Annotated in this window: 12 protein-coding genes; 2 read left to right on the top strand and 10 right to left on the bottom strand. The window is 42.2% G+C overall.

The features are described 5' to 3' along the window. Nucleotides 1-29: 29 nt before the first annotated feature. Entirely contained in the window at nt 30-593 is a 564-nt protein-coding gene (locus NSQ50_RS15535) for a GyrI-like domain-containing protein (protein WP_081386902.1), read from the top strand. On the opposite strand, the gene NSQ50_RS15530 is transcribed toward NSQ50_RS15535, so the two are convergent. From NSQ50_RS15530 to NSQ50_RS15495, 8 genes are all read right to left on the bottom strand, one after another. Then, nucleotides 540-2,183 (bottom strand): M20/M25/M40 family metallo-hydrolase, encoded by a 1,644-nt coding sequence (locus NSQ50_RS15530; RefSeq protein WP_179087749.1) that lies wholly within the window; start codon nt 2,181-2,183, stop codon nt 540-542. The genes NSQ50_RS15535 and NSQ50_RS15530 overlap by 54 nt on opposite strands. Before the next feature lie 387 nt (nt 2,184-2,570). Beyond that, on the bottom strand, nt 2,571-3,896 hold the full coding sequence (locus NSQ50_RS15525; RefSeq protein ID WP_076223652.1) for an amidohydrolase family protein: 1,326 nt from the start codon (nt 3,894-3,896) through the stop codon (nt 2,571-2,573). Nucleotides 3,897-4,067: 171 nt separating this feature from the next. Beyond that, entirely contained in the window at nt 4,068-4,676 is a 609-nt protein-coding gene (locus tag NSQ50_RS15520) for a TetR/AcrR family transcriptional regulator (RefSeq protein ID WP_036677176.1), read from the bottom strand. A gap of 93 nt (nt 4,677-4,769) precedes the next feature. Continuing rightward, nucleotides 4,770-7,385 (bottom strand): phosphoenolpyruvate synthase, encoded by a 2,616-nt coding sequence (gene ppsA, locus NSQ50_RS15515; RefSeq protein WP_076223650.1) that lies wholly within the window; start codon nt 7,383-7,385, stop codon nt 4,770-4,772. Between the two features lie 287 nt (nt 7,386-7,672). Then, nucleotides 7,673-10,324 carry an endo-beta-N-acetylglucosaminidase gene (locus NSQ50_RS15510; protein ID WP_076223648.1) on the bottom strand — a complete coding sequence of 884 codons (2,652 nt, stop codon included), beginning with the start codon at nt 10,322-10,324 and terminating at the stop codon, nt 7,673-7,675. 235 nt (nt 10,325-10,559) lie between these two features. Further along, nucleotides 10,560-11,483 (bottom strand): phosphotransferase family protein, encoded by a 924-nt coding sequence (locus NSQ50_RS15505; protein ID WP_076223645.1) that lies wholly within the window; start codon nt 11,481-11,483, stop codon nt 10,560-10,562. A 70-nt stretch (nt 11,484-11,553) separates the two neighbouring features. After that, a complete protein-coding gene (locus NSQ50_RS15500) occupies nt 11,554-12,573 on the bottom strand; it encodes a phosphotransferase enzyme family protein (protein WP_170914197.1) in 1,020 nt (339 codons plus the stop codon). A 154-nt stretch (nt 12,574-12,727) separates the two neighbouring features. Beyond that, nucleotides 12,728-13,642: an ArsR/SmtB family transcription factor gene (locus NSQ50_RS15495; protein ID WP_076143698.1), complete on the bottom strand. Its 915-nt coding sequence runs from the start codon at nt 13,640-13,642 to the stop codon at nt 12,728-12,730. A 174-nt stretch (nt 13,643-13,816) separates the two neighbouring features. Here NSQ50_RS15495 and NSQ50_RS15490 point away from each other — a divergent pair, with 174 nt between their 5' ends. Further along, the gene (locus tag NSQ50_RS15490; protein WP_076143700.1) at nt 13,817-15,313 is read left to right on the top strand and encodes a glycoside hydrolase family 43 protein; all 1,497 of its coding nucleotides are present in this window, start codon (nt 13,817-13,819) and stop codon (nt 15,311-15,313) included. Between the two features lie 119 nt (nt 15,314-15,432). On the opposite strand, the gene NSQ50_RS15485 is transcribed toward NSQ50_RS15490, so the two are convergent. Further along, entirely contained in the window at nt 15,433-16,284 is an 852-nt protein-coding gene (locus tag NSQ50_RS15485) for an aldo/keto reductase (protein WP_036677189.1), read from the bottom strand. A 36-nt stretch (nt 16,285-16,320) separates the two neighbouring features. Then, entirely contained in the window at nt 16,321-17,298 is a 978-nt protein-coding gene (locus NSQ50_RS15480; RefSeq protein ID WP_076223643.1) for an aldo/keto reductase, read from the bottom strand. Between the last annotated feature and the right edge of the window lie 136 nt (nt 17,299-17,434).

Raw genomic sequence — 17,434 nt, 5'->3', positions numbered from 1 at the left:
GCTATTTCAGTTCACCTTCCTCGGAGAAATTGACCAAGCTTGCTGAAGAACAACTCATAAAGGTGGAAGAAGAAATTAAAAAGCTACAAGAAATTTATTGGTTCCTTTCGAAGTTGACATCCATATCAGAAGAATTAATAAATACCACACTAGGTGAAGTTACAATCGTTGAATTACCGGAGGAACACGTGATATATAGTGCCCCGAATCCACGTACCGGTGATACCTCTAACGAAGAATGGAATTACGATTATGAAGTTTTTTTAGAGCAAACAGGAATGAAAGGTCCAGCTTTCATTGGTTCTGTGACTAGCAAAGAGGATATCTTGCATGGTCGGTTTAACCGAGTTGAACGTTTGTTTGTTCACACTGAAACTCCGAATGCCGAATTAAAATCCGCAGGTCTTTATGCCATTCTTTATCATAAAGGCAGCTATGAGAGCATAACGGAAGTTTATCCGTTCCTGTTAAATGAAATTAGGGATAGAGGGTTTCATGTATCCGGTAATGCTTATGAAGAATATTTGGTCAATGCATTGTCAACCAATAGAGAAGAAGACTTTGTCACGAAAATCAGTCTTGCTATAAAGTAGAAAATTTAATTTATAGCTTAGCGTCGTGTGACGAGTTGCTGCAACTCGGTAGCCCAGAGCTCCTTGCGGATTCGGTTGAGCCACGATGTAGAACTCGCGGTATACTTCCTGAGGCCGATACCCCTCTCTACTAATCCAACGTCGGAGATTATTCCAGGTGGCAGCAGTGCTTTCTGAGCCACGGTGGACCGTCGTTACAGCCGCTTCAACACCAGAGAGTACTACGACCTCGAATCCGTCTCCGGAGACAACCTCTGGTCCGACAGGAAATGCGGCAGTCACAATTAACCCGTTACCGTCCACGTCTTCCTCAAAGGTGGCTAGCGATACCGCACCAACAATCACACCTGCCTGGGTAAGGCTGAGGTAGAGCTGATTAAACATTGGACCAATGATAGGGTTGATGTGATTAAAGCTCTTCGCTTTTGCCATGATGCGGGCGACGCGCAGAGCCGGCAGCGATTTGATCTCTGGTTTGTGTGCAGCGAACTTAGGTTTTTCTTCAGACACTGCTGATCCTTCAACACTTTTTTCTTCTGTGTCTTCTTCTATATAATTATTCATGAGGTACTGCGTTGCCGCTAAGGCATGGGTGCGAACCAGATGCAGCAATTCCTTGATCGATACCGACTCATTGGCCGCGCTGCAATTGCTTCCGTCCGGACCATACCAGAAAGCAGGCGTACCACGATAACGCCAGTACCGACAATCGGAAATCGCAACATCAGGAACCAGCACCGGTTTTTTCCACCCCAAATCTTCTACCGTCTCCTGCAAGATCCTAGCCATCTCACTGTCTGGATCCGATACATCCGCCGAATCGACCCCTTCCAATTTGATTTCTGCTTCGGGATAGCGAGCAACAATATCTCTGGCTTTCGAGAAAATCGTATACGGATCAGCTCTGACTGGAAGAACAACGGATACCGAGAATATACAATCAGGTGAAATGACACTAGGTGAATTGCCGCCCTCGATCGTACCAACATTAACCGTGATTAATGGCAGAATCTCAGCCGCACCTTCTCCTCTGGACTCGTTGTACTGTTCACGCCGCTGCGGATTAGAGAGTATATCCGTAATCGAGGAGGGAACGTCTACCTCGATACCTTCCAACTCGTCAAGGTCGCGGATGATATCGGTGGCGATATGGATCGAGCTTTTGCTTTCGTTAGGATACCCGGATATAGCTCCCCGTGTCGCCACTCGTACAGAAAACTGCATGTAACCCTTCGAGGCGAACGAAATCGCATCCGTTCCAGAGGGTTCGGCGCTGAGGACGCAGTCGGCTTCCATTTCGCTTTCGATCTGCTCGAACATAAAGCCGGTGCCCCGTCCATATCCAGTCTCTTCATCGGAGACGATGGTAAGCGATAGTTTGCCCTTCAGTTGATCGAGTAATTGTGATAGATACGTGTAGGCGAAAAGCATCGCCGTTACGCCTGCCTTCATATCTGACGTCCCGCGTCCCCATACCCGACCGTTCACAATCTTTCCGCTCCATGGATCGTCAGTCCACCCGGGTTCATCTCCAGCAGGCAGTACATCGAGATGTCCGTTGAACATCAGATGCCTACCCTCGCTTGGCATTTGCACCGAAGAAATGATATTTGGCATGGTATCTTTGGCGTTGACTTGCCTGTACGGAAGTCCTTCGATGTCGAGGTAACTCTGAACCATCGCCATTGCCTCACGCGTATCACCTGGAGGGCTAGGGGTTTCACATTTAACTAGACTTGAGAAGAACTGAACAATCTTCTCCTCATCACGTTCGACCCAATTCATTATTATCTCGCTAATTTGTTTTAACTGATTCTTTTGCTTCAATTGTTGATCCATATCCTTGTCTCCTTTGAGTGATTGATGATTTGCAGGCTTACATAGGTCATCTGTCCTGACAAAGGGTATCATAAGGTATGGAGTTACTCCATAGTAAAGAGGGGGTTTTTCTTTTGTTTTGGAATAGCTGAGTAACTCCTAAATCCAAACCGTATCCAGCAGCTCGTCCACTGCTTGAATTCTGGTCACAGATGGTGTTTGTATTAAATTCCCTCTGACCATAACCATAGCTACATCAGACAAAGCTTTTATGTTCTCCAATGGGTTTTGCTCCATCATGATTAAATCCGCATATTTGCCCACATCTATAGAACCTGTCAGGTGATCGATTCCCAAAATATCTGCATTTGATTTGGTTACTAGTTCAATAACCTCACATGCGTTCAGCTTTGTTTGTCGCATGAAATGATCAAGCTCACGCCAAAGATCATAGTGGGTTACATAGGACATAGCATCGTCCGTTCCCACACCGATTTTGATATCATGTTCTATAGCCTGCTGTAGCCCTGTTAACATAGAGTCATACACAAGCCGGGCATTTTCCTTAATGGTTGTATTCAACTTTGTCAGGATCGGATCTAATTTCGCACTGGGATAAGCTGCTTGTAAAGTAGGAATCACAGCGGTGTAGCCCTTTAAGGCTCTGGGATTATTTTTGTACAGCCTGATCATATCCTCATCCATCACCGCGCCGTGTTCAATAGTATCCACTCCACCCTTTAACGCAACTCTTACACCTTCGGTACTTTCTGCATGTGCCGCCACACGCATCCCAATTTTGTGAGCTTCCTCGCAAATGGCAGCCACCTCTTCTTCCGTCATTTGCAAGCGGCCTGCTTCTCCGATCCTTTTGGCATCAGTGACCCCGCCAGTTACACATATTTTGATTAGGTCCACTCCGTTTTTTACATTGATTCTTACATTTCTTCTCCCTTCCCATGGTGAATCACCGACCAAAGCCAAATAAGGTGCACCGTGGCCATCCGTTACGCTCAGGAAATACCCAGATACCAAAAGATTAGGTCCAATAGATTGATTTGCCTTAATATCATCCCTCAACTGAACATCAGTATAAAAAAATTCACCTACGCTACGTATCGTTGTTACTCCGGAATGCAGTGCGGTTAGGGCATTTTTTTTCATCCGTCTCTTCAACATGTTTCTGCCCAGTCTCGTATCCAAAATATGATGAAACGCAAAATTCAGCAGCCCTTCACTGGCAGACAGCGTAAACGGCTTACCATCGGCAAAAAGATGGACATGCGCGTTGATGAGACCGGGCATCACATATTTCCCCGAACAATCGATCGTTTGGAAATGGGTGGGGACAGTTACAGCGCTTGCTTTCCCGATCTCCTGAATCAAGCCGTTTTCATCAATCAAAATCGTCATATGGGAATCAGTCCCTTTTTTCGCATCTCCATAAATAACATTACAGTCCATAAACGCATAACCTGTCTTCATCGTAACTTCCCCCGTTCTTGATTACACCGCCCAAAAATGAATAATTAATTCATTATTGGATTAAAAAAATAGGGACCCTCGTAGATGCTAAATGTGCATATCCACTTGGTTGTCCCTCATTGCTGCGTTGCGCCCCAGTTTTACCCCACACCTAAATTCGGCGCATTGATGTTATTCGTTTAAGCTTTTTAGTCCATGCAGCCAGTATAAGCTTAATGCCTCAAAAATCCTTCTCCGGCTATCGGCGCTCATCTCGTGCTTTAATAAATCCAGAATCATATTGATGACATTGTTCGCGATGATCTTCAGCAGAATCATATTTTCTTCGGTTCCGATTTCGTATCTTTTATAATGATCTTTTATATAGGGTCTTTTAGTTTCGATCATCAGATCGATCAGCTCGTTTTTGGCATTGCTATATACGGTCCCTTTATTCTTTTCAAAAATAATGACAATCTGCCTGCTGTACTGGGTTAATATATTTATTTGCTCTTGAACGATAGCTGATTTTTTCTCATTATTAACATCATCAAAAAAAGTCTGGTTATCGATACGAATATTTTCCACTAGCACATTCTTCAAATAGTCCACTAAAGACGGGGGAACAACCGAATAGAACAAATCTTTTTTATTTTTAAAATAAGTATAAATATTGCCAACAGAAATTTGAATTTCATCGGCAATATCATTCATTTTGGCATCAGAGAAGCCTTTTCGGAAAAATACCTTTAAAGCGGCGGATTCAATTTCCTGTTTTACTTCTTCTTTTTTAGACTGCATATTGCCCCTCACCTTTAATAATGAATTAATGATTCACTATTAAAAAATAATTCAAAAGATTCGATTTGTCAAACTACATTCGTGATTCAACCATTACAATATTTCGATATAGCCTTCTGTACCATGCACACGAATTCGTTGCCCATCTTTTATCAATTTGGTAGCATTCTCCACTCCGACAACTGCTGGTAAGCCATATTCACGCGCAATAACTGCCCCATGGGTCATTAGTCCACCAACTTCAGTAACTAGACCTTTTACAGATACAAACAATGGAGTCCAGCTAGGGTCAGTAAATAAGGTAACTAATATATCACCATCTTCTAGATCAGCATCCTCCATGTTTAAGATGACACGCGCTCGTCCCTCTATAACACCGGAAGAAACCGCTAGACCTACAATAGCTTCTGTTGGGAGGTTTTCTCGGTTGTACTTACCCGCAATAATTTCACCATCAGACGTGAGAACACGTGGTGGAGTTAGTTTTTCATATAATTTGTACTCTTCTTTTCGTTTGCTGATGATCTGGTAATCCAGTTTGCATCTACTTACGACTTCGCGAAGTTCTTCAAACGTTAAATAGTATATATCTTCTTTTTCAGGAATAACTCCTGCTTGTACGAGTTGTTCGGCTTCTTTTAATAAAGCTTGCTTATAAACGAAGTAGCGATTAACCATACCGTATTTGGGGTATTCCCTAAACCCGCTGAAATTCCGGATGAGATCAATCATTCGTTTTGTTTCTTTAGCTTTTTGTTCACCATCGGGTAATTGCTTCAATCGATCTAATAGCTCTTGTTCTTTTTTCAAAGCTTCCTGTCGACCTTGCTCAAATTTCCGATGGCCAGCATTAGGTTCAAAGTTTTTGATATTACTAAGAATCATGGGGACAAGTGTAGTTGGTTTTTCGCTCCAACGAGTTCTTGTAAGATCGATTTCTCCGGTACATCGCATTCCGTATTTACTGAGATAGTCATAGAAAGCCTCTTGGGTTTCCTGCCCACCCTCAAAACTAACCAGTTCATCTAAGAAATTATCGTCTTTAACCTGCTGTAAATAATCAATGACTTCCGGATAAGGTCGAATCACATCAGCGAGATTGAGTAACGCCAGACCCATTTCCGAAGTAATATTGCCCTGTACAGATTGAGAAAGCGTATCTGCTACGTTTTTTTCACCTAACCATTCGTTTATTTTTTCATTGATCCATGCTGAAGCATCCATAGCCGCCATAATCACACGCATACTTTGTGGGTTGAATAGAATCTTCTTTAATTGCTGCATATCTTCCAGAATAAAATCAAACAACTCCGCCCCTGATTTGGTTTGAATGTTTTGTTGCAACTCTTCTATTGATGCTTGGTTGCTCTTAATGAGGTCAGAAACGATTGTCGGATCATTTTCGAGTTGTACTTGAGAATCACTAGGTGGCAGGCTTGTATTGCTTTTACTCGGAGTAGAAGCTTTTTCATTATCTGCCGAAAATTTTATAAAATCTTCTCGCTCTGCGATGGTTATGAGTGCGTCTTTTATGAGGGGATCAGATTTACCTAAGGCTTCTATGATCATTTCTCTGCTGCCAGGTGAAGCAAGACTTGATGTGACATCAACAAACAATCTTCCGCCAGCTGTACGCATAGGTGCAGGAGTCGTTAACAGGTAAAAAGCCAATCCCAGCGGTTTCATGGGATCTGTCATCATTTGTTGATGACCAACAGATACATAAACGTGGTTTTCTTGATCATTCGCTTCAGGGATGGGGAATAAAGTCGTGATTGGCCGACTCTGGACGATATAAAATGTATCCTCGTCCAAACACCATTCGATATCTTGTGGGCAACCAAAATAGGCTTCAATCTGTCTGCCTATCCTTGCTATTTTTAAAATTTGTTGTTCAGTAAGTGTTTGAGTCTTTTGCTGTTCGAGGTCGATCTGCCGGGTCTCTGTTCCGCCTTCTTTTAGTCCGTAGATAGCCAATTTTTTGGTTGCTATTCTCTTATCGACAATTTTCTCTTGCTGTACTTTATAACAATCGGCAGATACCAAGCCAGAGACCAGTGCTTCGCCAAGTCCAAAACTAGCATCGATGGATAGCAGTTTCCGGTTAGAAGTAATCGGATCAGCGGTAAATAAAATCCCTGAAGCCTGTGGAAAAACCATCCTTTGAACGATAACGGATAAATAAACTTGACTGTGGTCAAATCCATTTTGCATACGGTAGATTACGGCACGATCCGTAAATAGAGAAGCCCAACATTTGCTGATATGCTGAAGGATTGCTTCTATGCCGATGATATTTAAATAGGTATCTTGTTGACCTGCAAAAGAGGCATGTGGTAAATCTTCAGCGGTGGCACTAGAACGCACTGCATAAGCATGTTCATCACCAAGCTGGGTGAGATAGTGAGAAACTGCCTTCACAACATCGGAAGGAATTTCTGCTTCCATAATGATTTGCCGAATCTTCCTACTGATTTCACCGATTTGATCCCGATCTTCTACTTTTAGCATAGTTAGTTGATCCAACAAAGCATGATACGTTTGGTTCTGTTCGAGGGCTTGGTGATATCCTACTGTTGTAATACAGAATCCTTCTGGTACTTGTATTCCTTCTATTTTTGATAATCTCCCTAAATTTAACCCTTTTCCGCCAACGAGCAAAAGCTGTGTATTGTCCACTTCCTGAAAACCGAGAACTAAAGAACGCATTTATTATCGCTCCTAACTATTAAATTGAGAAAAAAATTGACAAGAATTTAACGGCATGATAATATAAATATATAAGATGCAATTATTATGCCTAACATTTGAATATCAGTCGTGAGTTGATTATATCATCGTGTCTTTTCATATGCAATATATAAGAATCTGATGAGATAAATCAGGTTCTTTTTTTTTGATTTCAGCTATCATTAGTGTTAAAGCAAATAAACCGCAGCCCCTCAAGTGGCCTACGGTTTATTTGCTGTAATATTAGAATGTCGTAATAGGGTATATTATAATCCCTTCACTTCAAACTCATAGATCCGCGCTGCTGTATCGGCTCCCTGCGTAGGTTTGAGAATCAATAATTTTACATAGCGGGCTTTTACTAACGCAATTGAATCAGTCGACTCGGCAGCCGAGTTTCCTTGGACGTTGACAACATCCGTCCAGTTCGTTCCGTCGCTGCTGACCTGAATCGTATAATCACTGGTATTAAAACCGGACCACTCTCCTCCGCTCTCAGCATGCTTGATGACAAAAGTGCTGAGTTGATGTTCGGCGCCGAGGTCAACCTGAAGCCAATGGGGCAGATTGCCAATTGCGCACCATTTACTGTTATCCGTCACTTTACCATCTACGGCGTTAGGTGCCCCTTCCTTTTCCCCGCAGGCGTGATCGGCTGTTGCAGTTTTACCAAGTGCCAGATTTTTCACTGCGCTAGCTTCCTTGCTCACTGTGATGAGCCCTTTTTTCGTAATTGTGTCTTGGCCCGAGCTGTTGGTTGCAGTTAGCGTCACGCTATAAACGCCCTCCTGAGCGAATGTCACAACTGGGTTCTTCGATGTGCTGACCGCCGGGCTTCCGCTTTCGAAGGTCCATGACCATCCTTCTGTCACTTCAGTCGACAGGTCGGTGAAGTTTACGCTCTCGCCTGGAGCCACTAGGGTTCGATCAGCCTTGAACTCCGCAATCGGCTTTGGATAATCCGGCCAGCTGATCTTCACGCTAGAGGGTTGACCTTGCTCGTATCTTCCATTGATGGCAACAACCTTCAATACTGTGACCGTTTCTTTGTCTATTCTTCGTATCTCAGGAACGTAAAACACATGATTTGGTGTTGCACCTATGAACATTTCACTACCATCTGGCAGTACACGATAGATTTCGTATTGTTTGACCTGCTGGTCAAGCTGTTTCCACTGTAATCGGGCGTCTCCATAAATACCATTGCGGAAATCGGATTGAGTGACCTTAAGATCGCGAACCGCGGGCAATGGTTTGATCGAGTCATTAGCATTTTGAATAGAGAGCTGGCCAATTTGAATGTTGTAATTATTAATTGCATCCTTAGAGTCAAAATACAGTGACAACTCTACGATCCGTTTCCCTTTGTATGGGGTCAAATTCAATGTTTCAGTAGTCCAGTCTGGCGATGTCTTATCCTTCACGTTAAGGAAGACATATTGGTTGGGATGGTCTGCGAAAGCGAGACCAACCTTCAGGCTTGGCTTATTTTGTGTTTTGTACGTAATAGACAGCTTTGTACTTGCTTCGATCTTAAGGTCGGTCTTGTAGAGTTTCAGATGTGTCGCATTGTTAGGGTTCAGCACGCCTGATACCTTCAGCGAACTGCCACCGTAATATGCATTGGACCAGTCGAGCACTGGTGTAAGTGGGGTACCTTTGCTGTCTGCGATCCAGCGCCAGGATGGAAGAATATCCTGCAGACTCCGGTTGTTCCAGCCCTTATCCCGCACCTGCTTCCCTCGTACAAAATATTTCTGTCCGCTTCCCGTGTTGAAGTTAGTGGTGAAAGGCAGCTCATTTACTGGTGATGATTCGATCACATCGTTTGCGATACCTTTCCAGGCTTGATCGCTCGAGGTGTTACTCGGATTCCCGTTTGGACCCACCCAGAATTTGTTCTCGCGTACAAAGAAATCTTCCATACTCTCTGCGCTGTTAAAAGCCCAATCCGGACGGTAAATACCAAGGGAAGTAACGGCAGGATCTTTATCCGGAAACAACAGATTCCAGTTCACCTTTGTATCGTAACCCTTGGCTTCGACATCGATGCCTGCATACAAGTCATATGGACTTCTGCCCAAGCTTCTAGCCTTCTCTGCCGAGCTTTTAAGATCCTTCCACCAAAAGTTCAGGAACATATTGTCTGTAATTTGCTTTTTATTGTCTTGCAGGAACATCGCATTCTTGTCGTTAAGTGCATTTTGCCAACTGATACTGCCCTCATTGGTCATGGAATCATACCATACGATGTGCATAGAATTTGACTTGTGTGATTCCAGATAACTTAGGAAAGCTTTCATTTGCTGTGCGTCGGCCGGCGTTCCGCCCTCAGTCTCCTGGTTAATAAACCAGCCGTCAAATCCGTAATGGCTCGCAACCTGGATCAACTTGTCAGCAACAGGAAAGGAGCCGTCACTATTCTGCTGAAGCATCTGCTTGACCCATTCATACTTCCCGCCATATACGGTTGGTGGGAAGAACACCGTTCCGATAATCGGCACGCCATTTTTATGAGCCGCGTCGATCGTATCAGCGCTTGGAGGTACGATGATCCCTTCGCCCGCGGAACCACCCCAATAGACCAGCTTGTCAACATATTGCCAATAGGTAAATGTGTTAGCTTCGAATTTGCTTGAACCCTGCGATGGAACTCCGCTTGTTCCCGGGTTCAGTGCTGATAAAGCCATGACTTTTGGCGCTTTGGTTGCATGAGCGTTGACTCCATCTGCTACAAAACGGTCCTGCAGCGGGACTGTGCTCCGGTTAAATGCCGCATCCGGGTCGGATGCCGGACTCCACTGAAGCAATTGCTCCGGAAACCAATAGGATGAATAAGGCTGTTTCGCGAACGCAGTTGTGGATAAGGCTGCGCACATCACAAGTAAGAATATAAAACCTGCCCCAATCTTTTTCATGCCATACTCCTCCAATCGATAGATTAAATGATTGCGCTTACATTTTATCAAGTTGAACAAAGCTATAGATAGTGGATTAATGGCAAGTTCAGGTGCAATTATTACAGGTCGTAAGTCTAAGGTCAATAATCTCAGTGGGGAATTTGCTCCTATAAATTTGATATTTATATACAAAAAGCCGCAATTATGCGGCTAGTAAATGTAAATGTATAGGATAAGGTAAAGTGTATAGTTATTACGCTTTCAGGTTTAAAAGAAAATGCCGTGTGTCCTGATACGCATCTGTCCAGCCCATCTTAGCATAGAATCGAAGTCCATCGAGTCCCTTAAAATAATAGGCACCGATTAGCCGCTCCTCAAAATTCGGGGTCACTATTCTAGCTTTCTCTTGATAGTTTTGATACGCGTTAATGACATTACACCAAGGCATATGCTTGTCGAGAATCGCAAGGTCTATGAGAGAATCGCCATACATGCAATTTCCATCAATAATGCTGGTTATCCTTGTTCCGTTGGACAAAATATTCCACTGTTGAAAATCTCCGTGTATAAAGCTTCTATTAGATTCATTATAGGGTACGTAGGTCATCAAACGACTATAGATTTCTTCGTATACGTCTCTTTCCAAGCAAGACGTGCGGAAGAGTTCATGCCAATTCTCCCAGAATGTCCCCATCTGATCTTCCGCATTTACGGCAATGACGAAGTCTTTCCAAGATGAATAGGAGCCATTGCCGTTAGGACCGATCCAACCATACCCGTTAGTTCCCCCAATATCCGTTTCGGCCATTCTTGTTAAAATGCCGATAATTTCAGGCATCAGCCGGGTTTGTTCCTCTGCTGTACAATCGGATAGATTGCGACCTTCCATTCGCTCCATGATCAAATAGGTTAACTGATTAGTCCTCCCTAACCCCAAACATTTTGGGAAAGGGATACCTTGGTCGAGTAGCAAATTGGATACAAATTGTTCGGTCTCATATGCTCGTTCCAAATCGCTGAATTTAACAACATAGTCTTTTCCTTCGAGAATAAAAGAAAACACGTTGCTAATATTGCCGCCAGACATCGGTGTAATCTCAGCCGCTCCCTGTCCAAGATGATTCCACAGTACTTTTTCAATTTCACTCATGGTCAATTCCGGTTTTTCGTAAGCCATTTTTACTCCAACTCCTGCTTATTTGAGTCTACTATGAATTTATCCGCAGCATATCAAAAACACCATTATCCTAAATATCTCGTTCCTCATACTCAAAGGGTTCATCACATGAGTAAATTTCATGGAAAAACCCTACATATGGGATATCGTCTTCTAGACATTTTATACGATATGACAGCTCTTCATCGCATTCCGGCTCTTCACCATTGTTCCGCATTACCTCGAATGCATCAACGATGTTTTCCATGAGGGTTACTTGGATAAATAATGGCAATGTATCTAACATCGAATCTTCGATCCTGGTCTCGGATCTGTAGCCACCAAGGACTGTTTTAAAATAATCATCCATAAACTTTTTGCGTTTATCAGTATCTTGTTCAAATTGTATCCAGCCCACTCCAAGTGTCCAGAGATTTGCCAGGTCATACATATACCAACAAAAACAGGAGTTATCGAAATCAAACACAGTTATTTGCCCTGTATTAAAATCGATCATATAATTCCCATCGCAGTAATCAAAATGGACCATCCCAAAAGACTCGTGATGCCTGTCCATCCCTTCTAACGTTGTAAGGAGATCTACCAGCTTCTCCTTCAACAGAGATAACGAGTCAGGTATTAGCTTATCTATATAATCGGCATTGTATTTATCAAAAAAATCATACCGAGAATGGACAGGCGTATATCCCTTCGATAATTGATGCATTTTTCCAAGGACTTTACCGCAGTTATAATAGTATTCCGTAATAGGAACGCCTTCCCGATACTGATAATTATTTTCCACGAGCATACCCCCCTTGGCCTTTACAAACAAGCAGACAAAAAAGGTATGATTATTAAGAGTTATCGTTTCCAGCAGATTCCCCTTCTGGGAGTTAACCACATTCGAAACACTGCCGCCATGCTCGTACAAGTACCTGATATATTCCACTTCACCCAGAATATCTTCTCGGCTTCTGTCGCTTAAGAAGGCAATTCTGATTATTTTTGCTTCAGAATCAGCTTTATCACAGTTATATGCAACATTCCGTCCTCCTTCATGTGCATTGATAAGCCTGATTTCATAACCTTCCAATCCGTACAATTCCATCACTAATGGAAGTATGTATGTATCAGCAATTTTAATAACCTCGTTATAATTCAGAATATCTCTCCTCTCAACTCCTTCAATATATGGTTAGTTTACCAGCTCCAGCTGATAAACTGCATGGAGAAAACAACTATAACTGAAATATCCTGCTTCATTAGGTCATCGTTCCTAGGTACACACGAATTAAAATATCTTGGTCATGATTACCGAATCCAGCCCCATAAAGTGTCAAACCACCAACATTAACAGCCTTCTCGTCAACTGCGAAACGAAGCGTCCAGAATTGTTCCCGTAGCAAAATATCTGCGACAGTAATGTCCGACATCCGTTCTTCATCAATAAATGTGCCCGAAGTGTCAATGCGGATCGTCTTCAATAACCCGTATTGATTTACATTCCGATGCCACCAATCCGGAGTATATATGCCTCGTGCCGCTCTTCCAAAGTCTGCCGGACTGGTCCAAGTTCCAAGCTTCACACCGTTAAAAAAGAACTCAATATCCGAAGGCCAATGATCTCTCAAGCCTGGCGCTTCAGAAGCAATTTCCATTGAAATCTCGATGGCCTCGGGCATTTGACCGGGAAGTAAGTAGTTAGGCGTTTTGTACTCTACGTAACCTCTCCCAAACCACAAAATGCCGGCGTTGACCCGTTCGGGATCGAGAAAATAGCGGGGATCGTCCCAAACCCCAATTTCTTTCTCTTGTGTCCCAAGACCACATGTAGGATGGACATCAAACGAGGTATAATGACCGACTGAAATGGTCTGCTCTCTGATCCTCGGGGTTTGAGTGGCAGTGGGGAGTTCGATTTCAACTCTTTTTTGTTTAAGGAAGCACATTTTGTGTGTTCCTCCGTTTAGGCGTACCCTGTGGCTTCCTGTAAGTCCAGCTTGTTCGAGCTTTCGGATATGCATGGTAACTATGGAAGGGCTAAGCTCTAACTTAGCCGCGATCTCCTTCACATTCATTTCATTATCTGCAATGAGGCTCATAATCCTCCATCTGACTTCGCTTGCCAGCGCTTCATATAATGCCATGAATTTTGCTTCGCCGTTTGCTTTGATCATCATCATAATCACCTGACCTGTGCTTATTGAAATTACATATATATTAATTTAATAAATATAACGTATATCTTCAACCCCGATTCATTGAAAACCTATAAGCAATAGTGTTTAATTTTCTTAGTAGTTAAATATATTGAATTCTTATTTATATGAATTTATTAATGAGGTGGAGAAATGAAATACAATAACCCGGTCATCAAAGGGTTTTATCCTGATCCCAGCGCATGTAAAGTTGAAGACACTTATTATTTGGTCTGCAGTTCCTTTCAGTATTTTCCCGGTGTTCCGATTTTTGAAAGCAAAGATTTAATTAATTGGACCCAAATCGGTCATTGCTTAACCCGAAAGAACCAGATTCAACTGGATACTGTGGACAGCTCCGGTGGTGTATTCGCCCCCACCCTGCGGTACAATAAAGGACGATTCTACATGACGACCACTAATGACACTCTGCGCCAGAACTTCTATGTCTGGACTGACAATATTTACGGCGAATGGTCTGATCCGATTAATGTAGATCAAGGCGGTATTGATCCGGATTTGTATTTTGAAGACGGCAAAACGTATTTCATGAGTAATGGGACAGACGATTACGGAGTTAATGGTATTGTCCAATGTGAAATTGAAATTGAAACTGGGCAGAAGCTGTCGCCAAGCCGTTCAATCTGGCAAGGATCCGGTGGGCGTTATTTAGAGAGTCCTCATTTATACAAAATTAATGGACAATACTATCTACTAGCTGCTGAGGGTGGAACCGAATATGGGCATATGGTTACTTATGCAAGAGGCAATTCTCCTACTGGTCCATTCGAAGCCTACCCGCATAACCCCGTATTGACTAATCGAAATTTAGGCGGTTACGAGCTTCAGGGAGTTGGACATGGAGATTTGGTACAAGACCATGAGGGGGATTGGTGGCTGTTACATCTCGGATTCCGGCAGACTGGCCAGTATCTTACCTATCACCATTTGGGGCGCGAGGTTTTTCTAACTCCGATTACCTTTGGCGAGGATGGATGGTTTACAGCAGGTCATGAAGGTACCACACTTATAAGTTTCGAGACTGATCGTATTGCGGACACAGTCATTCAGCAGGAGAAAAGAGTCTTTACGTTCGAGAACACAGATTGGAATTTGGACTGGTGTTACCTGCGTCACCCGGTTACAGAAAATTATCGGTTAGAAGCTGATAAAATAAAGCTTAAAGGAACTGCAGTTACGTTAGATATCCCGGCTACTCCGACATTTATTGGTATTCGTCAAAAAGATTTCAACGCAATTATTTCGTGCCAAGTCAGCCTTACGAATGGTGAAGCCGGAATTACACTTTACATGGACGAAAATCACCATTATGACTTGGCCTTGCGTAAACATCCAGAGGGTTATGAGATTATCGAACGGCTGAATATCGGAGATATCAAATCCATTGAAAAAACAAAAAATATAGGTCAATGCAACCATGCTTCATTAGTTGTCAAAAGCAGTCCAACGCATTATCACTTTTATATCCAGGTAGACGGTACTGAGATCTTACTCGGAGCTGCGCAAACCAAATATTTATCCTCTGAAATAGCCGGAGGATTCACAGGTGTGCTTATTGGTTTGTACGCCACTGGAGAAGACCAAGATTATAATGCGATATTCACAAATTTTAGCTGCCTTTATTCTTAAACCTCCAAATTAGAATGAACTGTACAAGGCTAAGGGTGTTCTTATAAATAAAAGACGGGTTAACCCCTTAATTATGGTTAACCCATCTTTTATCAAAACCAATAAGATCCTAAGAAAAATTAGATATCCAGCTTCCTAGTACTTAACGCTTTTACCATTACAGGATCTCTATGTGAAAAGAACAAACTCTCTTTTGTATCTAACAGCGCAATTTGTTCTATATCCTCTGAATTTAATTCAAAGTCAAAGATATTAAAGTTTTCAATTATTCTTTCTTTCCGGACAGACTTTGGAATCACAACAACTCCTCTTTGCGTCAACCAGCGTAAAACCACTTGGGCAACAGATTTATTATATTTTCGAGCTATTGATACTAATACTTCGTTCTGGAACATGTTGTTTTTACCTTCAGCAAATGGACCCCATGATTCAATCTGAACATTGTTTTCTTTCATGAATGCAGCACTTTCAATTTGTTGACAGAATGGATGTGTCTCAACTTGATTAACGGCAGGTGTTACTTCATTATGAATAATCAAATCAATCAGACGATCGTTCTGGAAGTTACTTACGCCAATCGCTCTGATTTTTCCTTCACGGTACAATTCCTCCAGCGCCCGCCAAGAACCATGCACGTCGCCAAAGGGCTGATGAATTAAATACAAATCCAAATAATCAAGTTGCAATCTTGAAAGGGATTTTTCAAATGCTTCCTTTGTACGTTCGTATCCGGTATCTTGAACCCATAATTTCGTAGTAATAAATAGATCCTCTCTTGGTACTCCACTCCGTTTGATGGCTCTTCCCACCGCTTCTTCGTTTAGGTAAGAGGCTGCGGTATCTATCAGTCGATAACCTGACATGATCGCATCGTAAACAGCTTGTTCACATTCAGCTTCATCTTGAATTTGAAAAACTCCAAAACCAAGTATCGGCATTTCAACACCATTGTTCAAAATAACTTTTTGCATAAAAAATCCTCCTATTAGTTGATGATACACCTCTAGTTAGAAGTGTGTACTATCAATTTCCATTTTAGACAAAGCTTCATTTAGTCTATCTACATCTTCCTTTGTTAATTTCAGATCAGCTCCATATAGGTTTTCTTCTAATCTGTTTAATTTTGTAGTGCCTGGAATTGGAATGATATATGGTTTTTGAGCTAATTCCCACGCTAATACGACTTGAGCCGGTGTTGCATTTTTACTTTCTGCAACTTGAGTAATTAAATCTAATAACACTTGGTTATGATCAATCACATCAGGTTTGAATCTTCCCATGAAACTTCCCATGAAACTTCGATAGTCATCTTCATCATATTTGGTTTCCTTAGTATATTTACCACTTAAGAAACCATTTCCTAATGGACTGTAAGCGATAAAAGCAATTCCTAACTCTTCACAAAGTTCAAACAACTCTTTTTCCGGTTCACGCCACATCATGGAGTACTGATTTTGGGTTGCAGTAATCGAACAAACAGCATGTGCTCGTTTCATATAATCAATCGGTGCATTTGAGACACCCCATGTTTTAATCTTCCCTTCAGCTATTAAATCTTTCATTGTTTCTGCGACAGCTTCAGGTTCGACATTCGGATCCACTCGGTGCTGATAATATAAATCAATACAATTGACCCTCAGCCTGTTTAATGAACCTTCTATTTGCTCACGAATAGAATCTGGTGTGCTATTTAAAATAAGTTGAGGTTGACCGTCTACAGCTTCTTGTCCTAAAATTCCAAATTTAGTTGCAATCACAACTTGATCTCTTTGTGGTGCAAGAGCTTCGCCTACTAATTCCTCATTGGATTGTCCATAAAAAGCAGCAGTATCAAAGAAATTACATCCTAGTTCAACTGCTCTGCGAATTAATTTAACCATTTCATTACGATCTGCTGGCTTTCCATAGGCATGATCCATTCCCATACAGCCAAGCCCTATTGCCGAAACTTCCAAGCCACTATTTCCTAATTTACGCATTTGCATCTGAGATCTTCCTTTCGCATGAAGTTCAGTCAAAGTTCAACGTTCAACGTAGTCTGCATTATTTTCAGCACGTTAATTCAGCTAAATTAGTTTGGGTACTATTTTAGTATGCAACAATTTTTCACAAAACAGATAT

The sequence above is a fragment of the Paenibacillus sp. FSL R10-2788 genome (assembly GCF_038003885.1).
In the GTDB taxonomy this organism is placed as follows: domain Bacteria; phylum Bacillota; class Bacilli; order Paenibacillales; family Paenibacillaceae; genus Paenibacillus_AQ; species Paenibacillus_AQ odorifer.
Note: the sequence above shows the minus strand (reverse complement) of the source record. Positions and strands in the feature narration are given on the sequence as shown.